Here is an 18,060-nt window from a genome sequence, read left to right on the forward strand (position 1 = left end):
ACAGCTGCCATTTCCATTGGCTGTCAACGTTAATGTTGCTGTTCCATTTGTAATATCTGTGGCTCCTGGGGTATAAACCGGCTCCAAAATACTTGTATCATCAAAAGTTCCATCTCCTGAGCTACTCCACGAAAGACTGCTGAAATTACTCGCACTTACTGTTCCTGATACTGATAAATTCAACACATCGCCTGCACATACTGATAAATCATCTCCAGCCTCGGCTATCGCAGCCTCATAAACATTAACCGTAACATCTTCTTCATCCGGAGTACAAGAACCAGCAGTAACAGTATATTTAAAGGTAAAAACACCTTCTGTAGCCCCACTAAAATCAACTGCTCCGGTGGATGTATTTAAAGTTCCTCCAGTTCCTGTTGACTGAGACCATGTTCCACCAGAATCCTGACCAGTTAGTAAACTAAATAAATCAAATACATCAGTAGTACAAGCTTCACCAGCAGTACCGACATACGATCCAGCATCGGGTCCCTCATTAACAACAATTCCTGTTAAATCAAAAGTACAACCATTATCATCTGTCACCAGTACATCGTAACTTCCTGCTGCTACATCTGTAACATCCTGAGTAGTTTGTCCACTACTCCATAAATAAGTATAAGGGGAAGTTCCTCCTGCCACATCAATATCAATGGTTCCTGAACCTAAATTGTCACAGTCGTCAGTTACCGCTACTACAGAAGCTACTAATTCATCTGGTTCATTTATAACCAAACCAGTTATGAGTCGAGAATTAAAACCCGCATCATCTGAAGTAACTCTTACCCTATATGTTGTATTACCTAAAAAAGCTACTAAATCGGGATTATCATTAGCTTTTATGCCAAAACCAGGGAAGGGAGGCGTATAACTGACTGATCCATCGGTAGTGTTAATATTATCACTTAATACAATCACATTATCTGTTGTGTTTGTGATTGTTGCAATAGGTATCTCGCTCCCATCCCATAAGAAAAACTCTACTGTAAAAGGAGCTGTACCAGAAATGATATTCAAGGTAATTTCACCATCCCCACCGTTAAAGCAACTAACATTTTGAGTTACTGAAGCATTAATATTTAGTTGAGCAAACACATTTGCTCCTCCAAATAAAATAAAGCTTAAAACTAAAGGAAGAGTATAAAAAAGTCTTTTGTAATATTTTCCCATATAATTATAATTTTAAGCCTGAGATTTGCCTTGTTTTACACAATTTTTCAGAAGCTGAAAACTCCACAACAAGTTTGTATATGTCATCTTTCTCTATAGAGTTAAAAGTAAGATTTGTATTCCCTTTTCCTGATTTTCTTTGTACTTCAACATAAACACCATTTAGTACTTTAAATAAAGTAGCTTCAAAGTTTTCAGATGTTGCGATTTTAAACACAAAACTATTATCCATGCTTGATAAGCGGGTAATTTCATTTCCGCATTGCAGTGGAAATGCCCCATCTTTAGCACTTAATTTGACTGCAGCTATTATAACTAATGTAATAATTATGCAATATATCTTCTTCATAGGTCAAAAATAATTCATTTTTAATTCAATAAAATGCAAATCTAAAGGGTTTTAGTACATTTAAGATTATTTCATCGAAAGCTTTACTATTTTACCGGAATTTAGCTACAAAAGACCGTATTCAAGTCGCCTAATTACCATAATCCATTCAAATATAAGTGATTCAATATTCTAAACAATAAAAAACAAGTAAAACTTTAAGTATACAATGATAAAACACTAAAAAACAAATAGTTATATCAATCAAATTAACTTAAGAACCCTGGGATTTATAGCATAAAAACACTTAGGAAAAAAAATCTGCTTTTCGTATCTTTGCCTGCATTATAAGCGTTCATTAAATTTAAAGAGTAATTATATGGCATTTGATTTAGACATGATTAAGGCAGTTTATGCCGGCATGAGTGAAAAAATAGAGGCTGCAAGGAAAGTGGTGAACAAACCTCTCACCTTGTCAGAGAAAATTTTATATTCTCACCTATGGAATGGAAAGGCTACAAAAGCGTTTGTTAGAGGAAAATCTTACGTGGACTTTGCACCGGACAGAGTAGCAATGCAAGACGCCACAGCCCAAATGGCACTACTTCAGTTCATGCAAGCAGGAAAAGACAAAGCAGCCGTTCCTTCAACAGTACATTGCGATCACTTAATATTAGCTAAAGAAGGTGCTAAAGAGGATTTAAGAAGTTCTCTTACAGCAAGCGGAGAAGTATTTAACTTCCTTGAATCAGTATCCAATAAATATGGCATCGGATTCTGGAAGCCGGGTGCTGGTATCATACACCAGGTAGTACTAGAAAATTATGCCTTCCCTGGTGGAATGATGATAGGTACTGACTCCCACACGGTAAATGCGGGTGGCTTAGGAATGGTGGCTATTGGCGTAGGGGGTGCTGATGCTGTAGACGTGATGGCGGGCATGGCATGGGAGTTAAAATTCCCTAAACTAATCGGTGTAAAATTAACAGGTAAATTAAATGGCTGGACTTCTGCTAAAGATGTTATTCTTAAAGTAGCAGGCATTTTAACCGTGAAAGGCGGTACAGGTTGTATAGTTGAATATTTTGGCCCCGGAGCACAATCTTTATCTGCAACAGGTAAAGGCACCATTTGCAACATGGGTGCTGAAATCGGTGCAACTACCTCTACTTTCGGTTACGATGAAGCAATGGAAAGATATCTGCGCTCAACTGACAGAAATGAAATAGCTGATGAAGCTAATAAAATAAAAGCACACCTCACAGGTGATGATGAGGTTTACGCTAACCCTGAGCAGTATTTTGATCAGGTCATAGAAATTGACCTCTCTACATTAGAACCCCATGTTAATGGACCATTCACTCCTGATAAAGCAACTCCAATTTCACAATTGCGAGCAGAAGCTGAAAAAAATGGATGGCCTACAAAAGTAGAATGGGGATTGATAGGATCTTGCACAAACTCATCTTATGAAGATTTGTCAAGAGCTTCTTCAATTGCTAAGCAAGCAGTTGAAAAAGGATTGAAAACCAAATCTGATTTTGGCATTAATCCAGGCTCTGAGCAAGTGAGATATACAGCAGACAGAGATGGCTTACTCCAAATTTTTGAAGACCTGGATGCCACAATATTCACAAATGCCTGTGGACCTTGCATTGGTCAGTGGTCACGAACAGGAGCTGACAAAGGTGAAAAGAACACTATTGTCCACTCATTTAACAGAAACTTCTCTAAACGTGCTGACGGAAATCCTAATACCCATGCATTTGTAACCTCTCCTGAGATGGTTGCTGCAATTGCAATTAGTGGTGATTTAGGTTTCAACCCTCTTACCGACACCCTTACTAATGAAAAAGGGGAACAGGTTAAATTAGACCCACCATTTGGAGCTGAGTTACCTGACAAAGGTTTTGCTGTAGAGGACAATGGTTATCAGGCCCCGGCAACCGATGGAAAGCAAGTAGATGTAAAAGTTGCCCCTGACTCCAAAAGACTTCAATTATTAGAACCTTTTGATGCCTGGGATGGAAAAAACATTGTAAATGCGCAAATCCTCATAAAAGCACAAGGAAAATGTACAACTGACCACATTTCTATGGCTGGCCCTTGGTTGAGATTTAGAGGTCACTTAGATAACATCTCTGACAACTGCTTAATTGGAGCAGTAAATGCATTTAATGGCGAGACCAATAAAGTAAAAAATCAATTAACCGGTGAATATGGTCCTGTACCCGCAACTCAAAGAGCTTATAAAGCTAAAGGTATTCCAACCATTGTAGTAGGCGATCATAATTACGGGGAAGGTTCTTCCCGGGAGCATGCAGCTATGGAGCCGAGGCATTTAGGAGTTAAGGCAGTTCTAGTGAAGTCATTTGCCAGAATTCACGAAACAAACCTGAAAAAGCAAGGAATGTTAGCACTTACTTTCGCTAACGAAGCTGATTATGATAAAGTACAGGAAAATGATAAGATCAATTTCCTTGATTTAGATCAGTTTGCTCCTGAGAAACCTTTAAAGCTGGAATTTGTGCACGAAGATGGAAGCAAAGACATTATTGTAGCTAACCATACTTATAACGATGCACAAATCGGATGGTACAAAGCTGGTTCTGCATTGAATAAAATTAAAGAACTTGAAGCTCAAGGTTAAGATCAATATATTATTTTCCGATCATTTATTGGTCTAGAAAAAATTTTGAAATCATTTTAAAAGCTCTTGCGGACTGTAAGAGCTTTTTTATTAACTAATTTTACTTAAAAAAAGCTTCTTTATACCCAATCTATATTTGGAGCTGATCTAATTTCATATTAATAAATTACTACAACATCTACTCCTAAAATGAGTATATTAGAATACGAAAATTTTTAAATCAATGAAAAACGTAATTACTTCAAAAAGATCCCTTACAGAAGAAACCGAGAAGATGCTTAATCAACAGATAGTAATGGAAGGCAAATCTTCTGCCTATTACTTATCAATGGCCTCATGGTGCGAAACGAAAGGTTATATAAATTCCTCAAAGTTTCTTTATGAGCATGCAACAGAAGAAAGAGATCACATGCTAAAACTTTTCAGCTATATTAATGAGGCTGGTGGTCATGCACTACAGCCTGCTATTTCCGAAATTCGCCATGACTTTAATAGCTTAAGAGAAGTTTTTGAGCTAATCCTGGAGCACGAAATTAAAGTAACTCAATCAATACATTCACTGGTTGACCACTGTTTTAGCACAAAAGATTTTACCACTTTTAATTTCCTTCAGTGGTTTGTTACAGAACAACGCGAAGAAGAAACAATGGCAAGAAGAGCACTTGAAATATTCGATATTATAGGTGAAGATGGAATGGGCTTATGGTATATTGATATTGAATTAGGAAAATTGCATGGACTTGACCCAAAAAATACTGATGCAACTGCACTTTAAAATTCAACAATACATAAAAAAAGCAGTGAAATTCACTGCTTTTTTTATGCTCTAAAACTCAAGTGGATCGTAATGTCTGAAATGGCCATTCATCTTTATCAATTCTTTACTTTTCTGAATATCTCTCAACTGCGGCAATATTACCTTTAAGTGATCTAACAAAAACCTTTGTCGCTGTCTTTCTTCTCTTAATTGCAAAAGATCATATTCAGCATCTTTGGAAAGCCCAATTTGATGTGCGATATCAAACACCCTAAAATCTGTATTTAGAGGTACTTTCTGTATTTCTACAAGTTTATAAAGCTCTGTTAATGATTCAAATAACGCTTCTTTTAATATAATGTCTCCATTATCAACATTAGTCAGTATCTCCACGTCTCCGGCAGCGTATAATTTCTCCTTATAAGGATTTTGCATATTAAGTACGTGAAGCACATTAATTGCTTTTGTCTCAATATCAAAACGACCATCACTATATTCTTTAGCAATATTTACTAATTTCATTTCTGTACCGTATTCAATCTTATTTTTAACATAAGATGGAATAGCAAAATTACTCTCATTGGCTACACAATCTCTCACCAATTCCTTATAACGAGGTTCAAATACATGTAAATTCAACTCCTGCCCAGGAAAAGCCACCAGATTGAGAGGAAAAAAAGGCAAAATAGTTTTCATATCCTATCAAAAGATTTGTTTAACGATCATGTTTCATTTTCCATAAAAAAAAGCCCACATTCTTTGTGGACTTTAATTTATTATTCGAAAATTTAAATTCTATTAAAACAACTTCCGCTTAGAGATATTTAATTAATTTGTTGAAGCCTTAATAGAAGCCAATATCTCGTTCAACGTTTTACTAGGTCTCATTGCTTTATTTACTAAATCCTCGTTAGGCTTAAAGTAACCTCCTATTTCAATTCGCTTACCTTGCGCATTAATCAGCTCTTCATTAATCACACCTTCCTTTATTGACATGCTTTCTACAACCCTCTGGAAGATTTTCTTTAGATCTGCATCTTTAGATTGGTTTGCTAAGGCTTCAGCCCAATACATGGCAAGGTAAAAATGACTCCCTCTGGTATCAATTTCATTAACCTTTCTTGAAGGAGACTTATCATTTTCCAGAAACTTACCCGTTGCCAAATCCAATGCCTCTCCTAAAACAATCGCCTTCTCATTATCAAAAGTCTTACCCAAGTGGTCAAGAGACACTGCTAATGCAAGGAATTCACCTAAAGAATCCCATCTCAAATGGCCTTCTTCAATAAACTGTTCTACATGTTTAGGAGCTGAGCCACCTGCACCTGTTTCAAACAAGCCTCCACCATTCATTAAAGGTACAATGGAAAGCATTTTTGCACTTGTTCCCACTTCCAAAATTGGAAATAAATCTGTTAGATAATCCCTTAATACGTTTCCAGTAACGGAAATTGTATCTTTTCCAGCCTTAATTTTTTTACAAGAGAAGATCGTAGCCTCCTCAGGTGCCATTATCATAATTTCAAGTCCTGCAGTATCGTAATCTTTCAGATAAGTGTTAACCTTCTTAATTAATTCGCTGTCATGCGCTCTGTTGGCATCAAGCCAAAAAACAGTAGGGACTTTAGTATCTTTAGCTCTGTTAACAGCTAATTTTACCCAGTCCTGAATAGGCGCGTCCTTCACCTGGCACATTCTCCATATATCCCCTTCCTCCACTTTATGAGATAATAATGTATTTCCTTCAGCATCTATAATACTCACTTCTCCCGATGAAGGAATTTCAAAAGTTTTATCATGGGAACCATATTCCTCAGCCTTCTGAGCCATTAAACCTACATTGGAAACGCTTCCCATTGTGGCAGGGTCGAAAGCTCCATTTTCCTTACAGAAATTGATGGTTGCCTGATATACTCCAGCATAAGATCTGTCTGGAATAACAGCAATGGCATCTTGAAGTTTATTGTTTTTGTTCCACATTTGGCCTGATGTACGGATCATGGCAGGCATAGAAGCATCAATAATCACATCACTTGGCACATGAAGATTGGTGATGCCTTTATCGGAATTTACCATCGCTAAATCCGGCCCTTCATTGTAACAAGCTTCAATGTCTTTCTCTATCTCTTTTCTCTTTTCTTCAGGTAATTCTTTAAGCTGAGATATAAGGTCAGCGAACCCATTGTTCGGATCAACACCTATCTCCTCAAGTGTTTTTTGGTGCTTCTCAAATACAGGCGCAAAATATACTTTTACTGCATGACCAAAAATGATAGGGTCTGAAACCTTCATCATGGTGGCTTTCAGATGAATGGAAAAGAGTATCCCTTGCTTTTTAGCTTCCTCTTTTTGTACTTCTAAAAATTTACGCAAAGCATTTCTACTAAGTACAGCTGCGTCAATAATTTCACCTTTTTGCAGCTTTAATCCGGATTTCAATACCTTGGTTGAGCCATCATTACTCTTTAATTCAATTTTCACCTCAGTAGCCTCTTCCACAGTGAGCGATTTCTCACTTCCATAAAAGTCTCCTTCCTGCATACTTGCCACATGCGTTTTAGAATCGGACGACCACTTGCCCATGGAATGCGGATGCTTTTGCGCATAATCTTTTACCGCTTTAGGTGCCCTTCTGTCGGAATTTCCTTCTCTTAAAACCGGATTTACAGCACTTCCTTTTACTGAATCATATTTGGCTCTTATCTGCTTTTCCTCCTCTGTTGAAGGTTCGTCCGGATAGTTAGGTAAGTCATAACCCAAAGCCTGCAATTCCTTTATAGCTCCTTTCAATTGAGGAATTGAAGCGCTGATATTAGGCAATTTCACTATGTTGGCCTCTGGTGTTTTAGCTATTTCTCCTAATTCTGCCAAATCATCTTTCATTTGCTGCTCAGGCTTTAACCTGTCCGAAAAAACGGCAATAATTCGTCCGGCCAATGAAATATCTCTTGTTTCTACCACCACTCCAGCAGAGTCAGTATAAGCTTTTACAATTGGGAGAAAAGAATAGGTAGCTAAAGCCGGAGCCTCATCTGTTTTAGTATATAATATCTTTTGGGAATTAGTTGCCATAGTTTTTAAGTTGATTTTGTGACTTATATTTATAAATGATAAAACGATTTTAACTTACCCTACAAGCTTTGCTCTTTATATGGCAGAGACTTTGGTGATAGCTAAAGTCGCATGCGAATTTAATAAAAAACGGTATGGGAGAAAGCTTGTTTAGCAATTATCTGATTTAAGGGAAGTATTTTTTATTTAATAAAATCAATACAGTTGCACTTTTATTATTATCAATCATTATGTTGAAAACATTACCTCCTACCAATTGTTATTTAATCTTAAATGGAGCTACTATGGAATTTGTAATTGCAGGGGGTACCATCGCCATTGCTATATTGATTGTAAGAACAGTGATGAAAAGAGTATTTAAAGATTAACTACCTTTGTTCTTCTTTAGATAATTGAGTGATGAAAGCCTCGGATAAAATAAAAAATAAAAGTTTTGAGCCTGAGATGGATTTCTCCGCCACAAAAAGCAGTGGACCAGGAGGGCAAAATGTTAATAAGGTCAATACCAGGATTGCACTTCGTTTTAATATCCCGGAATCAGCATTACTCTCTGATGAAGAGAAAGCACTGTTGATGAAAAAATTAAAATCGAAAATAACACAGGAAGGAGTTCTAATTATTGAAGCACAGGAAAAGAGGTCACAACTTCAGAACAAAACAATTGCCATTCAGAAATTTTACGAACTCCTGACTAAAGCATTTACTAAAAAGAAGAAAAGAATAGCAACAAAACCTTCCAAAACTGCTGACAAAAAAAGGCTGGAAAGCAAAAAACAGCATGCTGAGAAAAAAGCAAATCGTAAAAAACTACTTTAGATTTATAGATTTGCCGGTATCCAACAGCTGTTCAATTTAGAAAATGATCAATTTGTCCCTCCACTTTTAAAGAGGCTCATCATCAGTAGCTTTCTTCTTCATTGGGGAAATCAGTGCTCTTTACATCCTGGACATATTTACCAATTGCATCAGTTATTATTCCATCCAGTTTGGCATAGTGCCTCAAGAAACGAGGTTTAAATTCAGTCGTGATGCCCAGTAAATCGTGAATTACGAGTACCTGACCATCCACATCCGGACCTGCACCTATTCCTATTATGGGAATGCTTACTTCTTCTGCAACTCTTTTAGCCAGTTTAGCAGGAATCTTCTCCAACACAATACTAAAACATCCACACTCTTCCAAAACCTTAGCATCACTAATTAATTTTTCTGCCTCCGCTTCTTCCTTAGCCCTCACTGTATAAGTGCCAAACTTATAGATAGATTGTGGTGTTAGACCTAAATGCCCCATCACAGGAATACCGGCACTTAGTATTCTTATAATGGATTCTTTAATTTCCGCTCCACCTTCAAGCTTTACAGCATGCCCGCCTGACTCCTTCATTATTCTTATAGAAGACCGAAGAGCTTCAGATGAATTACCCTGATAGGATCCGAAAGGAATATCCACTACTACTAAAGCTCTTTGAACCGCCCTTACCACTGAAGAGGCATGATAAATCATTTGATCAAGTGTGATTGGCAATGTGGTCTCATGTCCCGCCATAACATTAGAAGCGGAATCACCCACTAAAATCACATCTACACCAGCAGCGTCCACGAGCTTAGCCATTGAAAAATCGTAAGCAGTTAGCATAGAGATTTTCTCTCCACGAGTTTTCATTTCCTGTAATTGATGTGTAGTGATTTTTTTAATTGACTTCTTGTGCACTGACATAAAAAATTCTCTTTTATTTAAGTTTTACTGATCGTTCGGAACTGTAACTGTAAATGTAGTACCTTTTCTTTCTTCAGACTCAACTTTTATGTCTGCATTTAACTTTTTAATCACATTTTTTACAATATACATTCCCAAACCACTTCCTTCACTGTTTTCAGAGGCACGATAAAACATATCAAAAATTTTCTCAAGTTTATCCTGAGAAATCCCTTCTCCGTTGTCTTCAATTATGATTTTCGCCTCTTCTTCTGTGGTTGTAACGTAAATATTAATAAAAGATATTAATCCTTCAGAAGTCTTTCTGTACTTAATCGCATTTGAAATTAAGTTATTTAGAATAATCCTTATTTTTGTGAGATCAGAGTAGAATGGTTCCTTTTGAAGAATTTTTACTCTAATTTCTAAATTTTTGGTTGTATAAACATGATGAAAATTTGTAACACTATTGTTAATTTCCACCATAAAATTTATTGGTACTGTAGGTTCAGTTAGCCTGTTATTTCGCGACATAGCCAATAAGTCCACCACAAATTTATCAAGGCGGTTTACACTGCCCGATATCATTTCAATAATTTTTCTAATCTCGGCAGGATTTCTCTCTGTCTTCAAAATTTCTATTAACCCCATCATGGATCTGAGAGGAGATCTAATATCGTGAGAGGCATGATAAACAAAATTATCTAACTCAAAATTTAAGCGTTGCAACTCCAGCAAGTTCTCTTTAAATTCAGAAATATCACGAAAGGTGATATCCAGAAAGTTTCCAAGCTCAGTATCATTTACAATAGCCGAAAGTGAAATCCATGTCTCTGATTCATCCCACCGGCTTACCTTTACTTCGAACTCTTCAATTGAACCCTGATATTTAAGCATTTCCTTTAAATCATGAATCTGATCTATATCAACAAAAACATCACTTAGCATAAGATGCTCTTGGGAATTAGGAAAAGCCAGAATTTGAAGCCCTTTTTGATTGATCTCTACGATATCAAGGTTCTCACTATTGACTCTCATTATACCTACCAGAGAATTGTCAAACAAATGTTTATATTTTTTTTCACTCGTTTTTAATCTTTCTGCCGATTCTTTTTTATCTGAAATATCAGTGTGTGAGCCCGAAATAAAAATGGGGTTTCCTTTAGAATCTCTTGTAACTCTGGCCTTGGAGCTAATCCAAATATATTTCCCACTTTTAGCACGTAACCTAAATTCAACTTTGTATTCAGGTATTTCACCCTTGAGATAACTGATAAAGTTGGAAATGGTCCTTTCTTTGTCTTCAGGATGGATTAAGCTCTCCCAAACACCTAATTTCTCCACTTCGTCTACTTTGTAGCCTAACATATTGGCCCACGGGGGAGATATAAAAATTTCATCTGTCAGCAAATTCCTCTCCCATAATCCCTCGCTAGCACCCTCAGATGCATTTTCATATTGCAAAAGCCTACGTTCAACTTTTGCTAATTTATCTAACAACTGTCGATTTTGAAGTTTTTCTTGCGCCAGTTCAAGCTTTAGTTCTTCGGATATATCTTTTAATTTCTTGTCCATAGAGGGGAGTAAAATTCTTTCAAAAATTTACTATGAAGTGGAGTTCTTGCTGTATATATCATCTTTGCTAATACGATAATCCTCTGAAATAAAGGATAAGTTGGCAAAAACCATTTTAAGCTACAACTCTTTTTAAATTAACTCGACCAACCAGAAGAATCTTTCGAGAAAAAAGGCAACCTTTTAAATAATTGTTTTTATTTAATCATTCTAAAGGTTTTCAATATATTTCAGAAACAGCGAACGTTTAGTAGAAATGAAGCTCTGATTAGAATACTTATTTTGAAAAAGGTTTAGAAAAAAAGGTATCAATTCTTGTAAAAGTATAGAACAACTTTATAAATAGGTATGGGTTAAGGCTTCTTAAAACTATTGCTTTAAGGTATCTACTTTTTCTCTTCTGTTTTTAAAATAAATATTGGAGATAACACCTGTTAAAATTAGTGCAATTCCGCTATAAACCCAAACATTAAAAGTTTCCCCAAAAAACACATAGCCAAAGCTAAGCGCATAGATTATGCTGAGATAATTAAGGCTCGCCACTTTAGAAAGATTCTCAGACTGATAAGACTTAGTCATAAAATATTGAGCAATTTGAGTTAAAACACCAATCAGAATTAAGACATACCACTCATTTCCTTGAGGCATTACCCAATTAAACACCGAATAAACACCTGCTAAGGGTAAAGTAATGAGTGGAAAGTAAAATATAATAACAAGAGGATGCTCTCTATCATTTATTTTCCTGATTATGTTGTATGCTAAACCTGCAAAAGCAGCCGAAGTAATACCTATTAAAAACATTTCGAAAGATATGCGAGGATCAAAACCCTGAATGATTAAAATGCCTCCAAAAGCCATTAAATAAAATATCCATTGAATGGGCTTTACTTTTTCCTTTACAATATAAATTCCTAATACAGAAGTAAAAATAGGTGAAAGAAACTGCATGGTTACGGCACTAGCAAGTGGAATATTTTGAAGTGTATAAAAAAACATACTCAAAGCAATGGCTCCTGCAAGCCCCCTGGCTATCAACAATTTCCTGTTACTCCCAAAAACGGAAACCCTTACAGACTTTAAGTATACATAGCTCATGATAAAGGAAATTAAAGAGCGGAAAAAGACAATTTCAACAGCAGGTATGTTGGGCAATAACTTTACCAGCACATTCATGACAGCAAAAAACAAGCCTGCAATTAGCATATACAAAACGCCTCTATTCATTCGGATAACTACTTAAGGTGTGTAAATCATTGCAAAGCTAGAGTGGTTTTTTTTTAAAAATCAGGAATTAACTAAATAAAAATCTACTATTCTCCAATTTCTACTAGTATCATCAGAGAGACATGCTATTTTTATAATACTAGAGATAGCTTTTATGCTAACTTTTCCCTCTTTAACTGGTCTGTAGAATTTTTTTGCTGCGAAAGCGGAATACTTAATACTACATTAATTCCCTTACCTGGTTTGGAATTAACATATACAGCTCCTTTAACAGCATTCATACGCGCATAGATACTACGTAGTCCCATTCCTGAATCGGCAAACTGCTGGGGATCAAAACCTATACCGTTGTCTTCATAGAACACGTTAATCTCATCATCCACACAGCTGATTTGTACCATTAAATGGCTTGCTTGCGCGTGCTTTAAAGTGTTATTAATCAACTCCAGTGCCACGTGATAAATATTTCTCTCAATTTCCAGAGGCAATCTTTCCTGCATTCCGTAGCTTTCAAAATCTGCCTGAATTTGTCCGGCATCATTGATACTCCTTACTATATCCTTAATAGCTGTATCAATTCCAAACCGAGTTAACATGTCCGTAGAAAGGTTATGAGAGATTTCCCTTGTTTCTTTTATAGCCTCATTAATAGAGTCTAGTACTTTGAGTTTCATTTCCTGGGAATCATCACTTTGAAAAAGCAATTTTATAGAAGAAAGCCTGGCTCCCAGCCTGTCATGCAAATCACTTGCAATCCTGTTTCGCTCTTCTTCCTGACCATGCATCATCGCATTCAGCTCCTTGAGTTCCTGCTCTGTTTTCATTGTCGCTATTTCTTCATTTTTCAACTTTTTAACATACTCCTGTTTTTGCAGAAAAAAGAAAATAGTGCTGAGCATTAAAATGACCAGTAAAATTGAAAGACCTAAAAAAATATTACTCTGAAAAGTTTTTTCGCGAATGGCCATCTCCTGTCGTCTGATTTCCTCCTCTTTCCTTTCTGTTTCATATTTAGTCTCCAGGTCCTTTATCTCCTGCATTTTTTCCTTATCGAAAAGAGAATCTCTCAATTGATTATACTTTAAGAATAGAGCGGAAGCCTCCTCTACTTTTCCTACACCCATTTTAGCCTTTACTAAGTTGGAGAGAACATGGAGGTCATGGTTTGGGTCACCAACATACTCTTTTAGTGCTAAGCTTTTTTCGTAAAATTCGATGCTCTTTTCAAAGTTCTCCAATTTTAAATAAGCATTCCCTACGTTTAAATAAGATACGGCTAAACCATTGCTATCTGCAATTGCTACTTTAGTTTCAATTGATTTATAGTAGCTAGTTAATGCGGCTTTAAGATTATTGTTTTTCTCATATAGAAATCCTAAATTATTGTATAAAAAAGATATAGATAAAGAATCTCTTAGTTCTTTAGACAATTCCAATGATTTAAGATTATATATAATAGCTGAATCATAATTTGTTAAACCACTATCTTTATAAGAAAACAATATGGCTAAATTCAATTGGATACTCATTAACTTCTTTTTGTCAGAGGTATCTTCTAAAATCTGCTCAGCCAATTTATAATATTCATATGCTAGTTGATAGGAACTTTCAACACTATAATAATTAGCCAAATTATTATAATTGGCAACTAATCCATCAAAATTATTTAATACTTTATTTATTCTTATAGATTCGTAGAATGATTGTAGAGCTTTTCTCTTTTGATTATTTCTTCTATAAGTTGTGCCTAAAAGATTATATGTATTGGCAATATTAAAAGAATCATCTTCATCTATATAATATGACAAAGCCAATTCGAATAAATTCAAAGCCTCATCAATTTTACTTTCATTTCTCAACTGTCTTCCTGCAGCAATTAGAGAATCACTCCTATCATTACCATATATATTGATATAATTGAGAAAAAACAGAGTTAAAAACAAAAAAAAATGCCTCATCATTTGTTAAAGATACAAAAGATGAGACATTTTACTAAATAGTATGAAATTTTCAGTCTATATCAGAATGCTGTGGCTGGCTGCTCCCTGTTTCAGTATCAAAATCAGGCTCCTCAACTAGCTCACAAGCGGAGAATGAGAAAATAGCTACTACTAATAATGCGTACTTTAATGTTTTAAGAGTTTTCATAACTTTATATTTATTTAAAATAGTTTTTTCCTTTATTAATATGGTACAATATTAGGGAGTTGCTAAAAGATAGAAAATACCCAAAACAGTAGATTTAAAACTATTTACAGTAGTAATACTCAACCACAACTAGTAATAAAAAACCGATAAATTAGTATTTTTTGCGCATTACAGTAATTATTGCTCCTATTTTCGCAAATGATTAATACACTAATTAAAATAGTGGGCAACTTGTCCAAATCATGCTTTCATACCATTTAAATGCATATTTCGCCAATAGTAAGCAGGGAGGCTATACGAAAATCCGCATCTCATGCAATACCTACTTTTAGGTATTATTTTACTAGTCTCTTAGCAAAAACTTACTAGTTCCTCGGTGAAAACACCCTAAAAAAAGTTTTTTTCTTACTGTTTTAGGTAATTTTTTTTCAAAACCTTTATCCTAATTTTGAATCATCGCATAGAGAAATGTCGGAAGCGGCATCAACCAAGACTTTAGTTATATAATGCGATGTCACCCGTAGGGCCGGGATGTAATAATGAGTATTAATAGATCCCCTATACTGTTAATCATCATTTTCCCGTCCCGAAGGGTTTTTTTTAATTAAAAAATTTAAGGGGATACTTATTTTATAACTTTTTGTGAAAGAATATATCCAGAATATAAAAAATGAATCTCCCAGTTCGATATAGCCAAAATGACTTTAAGCCGCTGCATGCTTTAATGCACAGCTTATATGATAATGTACTGGCGCTAAGTACCGGGTTATGCGAAAGCAAAATGTCATTTATTATTTTTTGGGATGATGAATTTCATGCAGTGCATCATTACTCTCATGGAATTAAAAACTTTCATTCAACTGATTTCGCACTTTATAAAGAGCGATTTGGGAAATTAAAAGCTTCATGCTTTTATGCACCTAATACTAAGTATCACACTTTATTTCAAGATCTCTACTTTTTTAAACATTACGAACAATACGCCAAAACCTTAATTTTCCCTATTCTTGATGATAAAAATCAAGTTTGCGGTTTAATAGGTGTACTACACCCGGAGAACCCTTCTGCAATTGAACAGAATAAGCATGCTTTAAAACAATTGAGTCAGCACGTAGGTAAACTGCATTCTGAACATAAAATTAAACGAAGAAACAACCAACCAAAACCTATACTTTTACAATCCCTAAACCAGTTGCCCGGAGCGCATTATGAGTTCATCATAAGCCCTGAAGGGCAACTGGGTTTTCCTAATGTAAGCGATGAGTTAATCAATCTGCATCCTCACTTTTGGAGTATTCCACACCTATCATGTCCTGACAGCATCTTTAGATTATTACATAGAATGGATTTTCATGATTTCAGGACTTTCCTTTTAGAAAAGGAAGAGGGAAGATCTGTAGAATTTTCTTATGCATTGAAAAATGAAGGGGGCAGTACTAAATATTATATGGTAAGAATTAATACTTATCTGAATGATGCTGGGGAAACTCTCTGTTTTGGTATAGTAAAAGACATTAGTCTTCAGAAATCCTATGAGAATGTATTGGAACAAATCATTTTTGACATTTCTCATGTAATGCGAAGACCTGTAGCTACTATGCAAGGACTTACTCAGCTTATAGAACTGGATAAAATGAATCGTGAAACGGTGAAAGAAGTAGCTTATAAGCTTCAACTAGTTTCCAACGAAATGGATTCCTTTATTAAAAAGCTTTATAATAATTACCAGCAGCGTTGGGAAGAGTTAGAGGAAAGTGAGAAAAAGTGAATTTAAATACAACCTTAGAAAAGAAGAAAATGACTTTAATCTATTGATAAAGAAATTTTCAACTGCAAGAAATACCATTAGCTGGAAAATTACTATCAAAAGGGGCTTTATAGCTCATAAAGAAACTTAATCATTTCCTGTTATACCATATTTCGAAAATAGTAGCTTTAGCCTGTTCTATAGACTTATAACCATCATTATAAATAAGTCCTGCTTTTAAAGCTTTAAAGAAAGATTCAGCTGCGGATTTATCACAACAATTGTTTTCCAATGACAGATCGTGTTATCAAAGGTTGGGTCTGAATATAAGTAATGTAGCTGACTCAAGCTTTATTTAACCTGCTGGGGGGGGGGTAAAGTTTCTGCCTGAGTAAATTTCTGTAGACCGGATATTTATGATTTGAAGCTTTTTTTTCTTTAAATCTCATTTTGTTTTGCGCTTACTGACTCAATTGACCGCTTTCATAATTTTAGCCACCCTAAATCTTTATATTATATATAAAGTAGTATTTACGTTTTAGCTGTTCTGCTAGTAGTGTATGGCCACCACTGTTTACTTAGATCTAATTCCTTTTTTATTAAAGCTGTAAGCAGGCTATGTTTCCGTACCCATTTGGAATGACCAGTGATGTATCATCTATAAAAGCTGACTCTACTTATTTTAGAAACCTTGCAAATCCCCTCAATCGGATAAAAATGTTTAAGACTGGCTGTAAATCCCCTGGGATTCCATGCCCGGTTCGTCTGATAATTCTTTTGCTCCCCCGCTGATAACTTAAACGAACTGCCTGCTCCTTTAATAAGGGACTGTAAACTGTAATAGTATTTTTATGTTTCCAAAATAGTTGTTTGGTAACAAACTGTCTTGAATTCTCTCCACGAATAAAAATAGCAACTTCAAACCTCAACTTGTTTTAAATTAGAAGCAAGTTTCAATAGGACTATTAAAACTGAATAAATTTACTTTTTCTTGTAAAAATGGTAAAAAGTAAGATATTTACGGTTTATGGGCACCGCCAAAAGGGTATAATATAGCCCGAAGCTTGCCCAGAGGTTCTTGATTAATTGTTAAAAATTGGAAGATTATATAGTTGGTATTGGTAAACGTATTCGAGAAATCAGAAAAGAGAAAGGACTTACAATAAGTACTGTGGCCAAGAATGCTGAAGTAAGTAATGGATTGATTTCCAGAATAGAAAATGGAAGAACGATACCTTCGTTACCTGTGCTCTTAAATATTATCAGTGCTATAGAAACCGAAGTAGCTTCTTTTTTTAACAGTCTTCCCCAGCAGGGAAAAACGGCATTTATTGTATCCCGTAAGGCTGAATATTCTGTCATTCAAAAAGAGGTTGATGCTAAAGGCTTTCAGTATAAATCCATTTTTGGTAAATCCTTATCATCTATTGCTTTTGAAGCTGTTTTACTTGAAATCCAGCCAGGATCTGAGCGCGGTAAAGTAGAAACCGATGCTTATGAATTTAAATATATACTTAGTGGAAGCTGTATTTATAATATTAGAGATGAAGAAGTGACTTTAAACGAAGGAGATTCCATATTCTTTGACGGAAGGATACCTCACGTGCCAATTAATCGGGCAGATGTGCCTACATGTATGCTGGTGATCTATTTTTTCTTAAAAGATGCCGACAACCTTTAAAAGCTATCA

General features: G+C 35.4%; 16 protein-coding genes. 6 read left to right on the forward strand and 10 right to left on the reverse strand.

Annotation, left to right across the window (positions count from 1 at the left end; all coding sequences use genetic code 11):
- Together IEV85_RS20245 and IEV85_RS20250 are read right to left on the reverse strand one after the other, a co-directional pair.
- The coding region (locus tag IEV85_RS20245) for a SprB repeat-containing protein (protein WP_188466971.1) at positions 1-1,170 on the reverse strand (1,170 nt) is incomplete at its 3' end.
- A 4-nt stretch (positions 1,171-1,174) separates the two neighbouring features.
- Positions 1,175-1,519: a hypothetical protein gene (locus IEV85_RS20250; protein ID WP_188466973.1), complete on the reverse strand. Its 345-nt coding sequence runs from the start codon at positions 1,517-1,519 to the stop codon at positions 1,175-1,177.
- 358 nt (positions 1,520-1,877) lie between these two features.
- Between IEV85_RS20250 and IEV85_RS20255 the strand changes: the two genes are divergently transcribed.
- On the forward strand, positions 1,878-4,148 hold the full coding sequence (locus IEV85_RS20255) for an aconitate hydratase (RefSeq protein WP_188466975.1): 2,271 nt from the start codon (positions 1,878-1,880) through the stop codon (positions 4,146-4,148).
- A 223-nt stretch (positions 4,149-4,371) separates the two neighbouring features.
- A complete protein-coding gene (locus tag IEV85_RS20260) occupies positions 4,372-4,923 on the forward strand; it encodes a ferritin (protein WP_188466976.1) in 552 nt (183 codons plus the stop codon).
- 51 nt (positions 4,924-4,974) lie between these two features.
- Here the strand turns inward: IEV85_RS20260 and IEV85_RS20265 are convergent, their stop codons facing one another.
- Positions 4,975-5,601: an LON peptidase substrate-binding domain-containing protein gene (locus IEV85_RS20265; RefSeq protein ID WP_188466979.1), complete on the reverse strand. Its 627-nt coding sequence runs from the start codon at positions 5,599-5,601 to the stop codon at positions 4,975-4,977.
- A gap of 132 nt (positions 5,602-5,733) precedes the next feature.
- On the reverse strand, positions 5,734-7,977 hold the full coding sequence (locus tag IEV85_RS20270; RefSeq protein ID WP_188466981.1) for an NADP-dependent isocitrate dehydrogenase: 2,244 nt from the start codon (positions 7,975-7,977) through the stop codon (positions 5,734-5,736).
- A gap of 230 nt (positions 7,978-8,207) precedes the next feature.
- On the opposite strand from IEV85_RS20270, the gene IEV85_RS20275 reads away from it, so the two are divergent.
- On the forward strand, positions 8,208-8,345 hold the full coding sequence (locus IEV85_RS20275) for a hypothetical protein (protein ID WP_188466982.1): 138 nt from the start codon (positions 8,208-8,210) through the stop codon (positions 8,343-8,345).
- Between the two features lie 31 nt (positions 8,346-8,376).
- Positions 8,377-8,793 (forward strand): alternative ribosome rescue aminoacyl-tRNA hydrolase ArfB, encoded by a 417-nt coding sequence (gene arfB / locus IEV85_RS20280; protein WP_188466984.1) that lies wholly within the window; start codon positions 8,377-8,379, stop codon positions 8,791-8,793.
- 82 nt (positions 8,794-8,875) lie between these two features.
- On the opposite strand, the gene panB is transcribed toward arfB, so the two are convergent.
- The 5 genes from panB to IEV85_RS20305 all read right to left on the reverse strand — a co-directional run bounded on the left by panB (position 8,876) and on the right by IEV85_RS20305 (position 14,623).
- Complete coding sequence (panB, locus tag IEV85_RS20285) at positions 8,876-9,694, reverse strand: 3-methyl-2-oxobutanoate hydroxymethyltransferase (protein ID WP_188466987.1); 819 nt, start codon at positions 9,692-9,694, stop codon at positions 8,876-8,878.
- Between the two features lie 24 nt (positions 9,695-9,718).
- Entirely contained in the window at positions 9,719-11,248 is a 1,530-nt protein-coding gene (locus IEV85_RS20290) for a PAS domain-containing sensor histidine kinase (protein ID WP_188466988.1), read from the reverse strand.
- Positions 11,249-11,617: 369 nt separating this feature from the next.
- Positions 11,618-12,475, reverse strand: a complete 858-nt coding sequence (locus IEV85_RS20295) for a DMT family transporter (protein ID WP_229712672.1) — start codon at positions 12,473-12,475, stop codon at positions 11,618-11,620.
- Between the two features lie 152 nt (positions 12,476-12,627).
- Positions 12,628-14,436 (reverse strand): tetratricopeptide repeat protein, encoded by a 1,809-nt coding sequence (locus IEV85_RS20300; RefSeq protein WP_188466990.1) that lies wholly within the window; start codon positions 14,434-14,436, stop codon positions 12,628-12,630.
- A 49-nt stretch (positions 14,437-14,485) separates the two neighbouring features.
- Entirely contained in the window at positions 14,486-14,623 is a 138-nt protein-coding gene (locus IEV85_RS20305; protein ID WP_188466992.1) for a hypothetical protein, read from the reverse strand.
- A 670-nt stretch (positions 14,624-15,293) separates the two neighbouring features.
- On the opposite strand from IEV85_RS20305, the gene IEV85_RS20310 reads away from it, so the two are divergent.
- Positions 15,294-16,391 carry a hypothetical protein gene (locus IEV85_RS20310; RefSeq protein ID WP_188466994.1) on the forward strand — a complete coding sequence of 366 codons (1,098 nt, stop codon included), beginning with the start codon at positions 15,294-15,296 and terminating at the stop codon, positions 16,389-16,391.
- A gap of 130 nt (positions 16,392-16,521) precedes the next feature.
- Here IEV85_RS20310 and IEV85_RS20315 read toward each other — a convergent pair whose 3' ends face one another.
- Entirely contained in the window at positions 16,522-16,662 is a 141-nt protein-coding gene (locus tag IEV85_RS20315; protein WP_188466996.1) for an IS3 family transposase, read from the reverse strand.
- Between the two features lie 804 nt (positions 16,663-17,466).
- Between IEV85_RS20315 and IEV85_RS20320 the strand changes: the two genes are divergently transcribed.
- On the forward strand, positions 17,467-18,051 hold the full coding sequence (locus tag IEV85_RS20320; protein ID WP_188466998.1) for a helix-turn-helix domain-containing protein: 585 nt from the start codon (positions 17,467-17,469) through the stop codon (positions 18,049-18,051).
- Positions 18,052-18,060: the final 9 nt, after the last annotated feature.

The sequence above is a fragment of the Marivirga lumbricoides genome (assembly GCF_014636295.1).
Classification (GTDB): domain Bacteria; phylum Bacteroidota; class Bacteroidia; order Cytophagales; family Cyclobacteriaceae; genus Marivirga; species Marivirga lumbricoides.

Bases quoted from the DNA above. Each gene is read 5' to 3' on its own strand.
- IEV85_RS20250 (WP_188466973.1), bottom strand. From the start codon at position 1,519: ATGAAGAAGATATATTGCATAATTATTACATTAGTTATAATAGCTGCA.
- IEV85_RS20255 (WP_188466975.1), top strand. From the start codon at position 1,878: ATGGCATTTGATTTAGACATGATTAAGGCAGTTTATGCCGGCATGAGT.
- IEV85_RS20260 (WP_188466976.1), top strand. From the start codon at position 4,372: ATGAAAAACGTAATTACTTCAAAAAGATCCCTTACAGAAGAAACCGAG.
- IEV85_RS20265 (WP_188466979.1), bottom strand. From the start codon at position 5,601: ATGAAAACTATTTTGCCTTTTTTTCCTCTCAATCTGGTGGCTTTTCCT.
- IEV85_RS20270 (WP_188466981.1), bottom strand. From the start codon at position 7,977: ATGGCAACTAATTCCCAAAAGATATTATATACTAAAACAGATGAGGCT.
- IEV85_RS20275 (WP_188466982.1), top strand. From the start codon at position 8,208: ATGTTGAAAACATTACCTCCTACCAATTGTTATTTAATCTTAAATGGA.
- arfB (WP_188466984.1), top strand. From the start codon at position 8,377: ATGAAAGCCTCGGATAAAATAAAAAATAAAAGTTTTGAGCCTGAGATG.
- panB (WP_188466987.1), bottom strand. From the start codon at position 9,694: ATGTCAGTGCACAAGAAGTCAATTAAAAAAATCACTACACATCAATTA.
- IEV85_RS20290 (WP_188466988.1), bottom strand. From the start codon at position 11,248: ATGGACAAGAAATTAAAAGATATATCCGAAGAACTAAAGCTTGAACTG.
- IEV85_RS20295 (WP_229712672.1), bottom strand. From the start codon at position 12,475: ATGAATAGAGGCGTTTTGTATATGCTAATTGCAGGCTTGTTTTTTGCT.
- IEV85_RS20300 (WP_188466990.1), bottom strand. From the start codon at position 14,436: ATGATGAGGCATTTTTTTTTGTTTTTAACTCTGTTTTTTCTCAATTAT.
- IEV85_RS20305 (WP_188466992.1), bottom strand. From the start codon at position 14,623: ATGAAAACTCTTAAAACATTAAAGTACGCATTATTAGTAGTAGCTATT.
- IEV85_RS20310 (WP_188466994.1), top strand. From the start codon at position 15,294: ATGAATCTCCCAGTTCGATATAGCCAAAATGACTTTAAGCCGCTGCAT.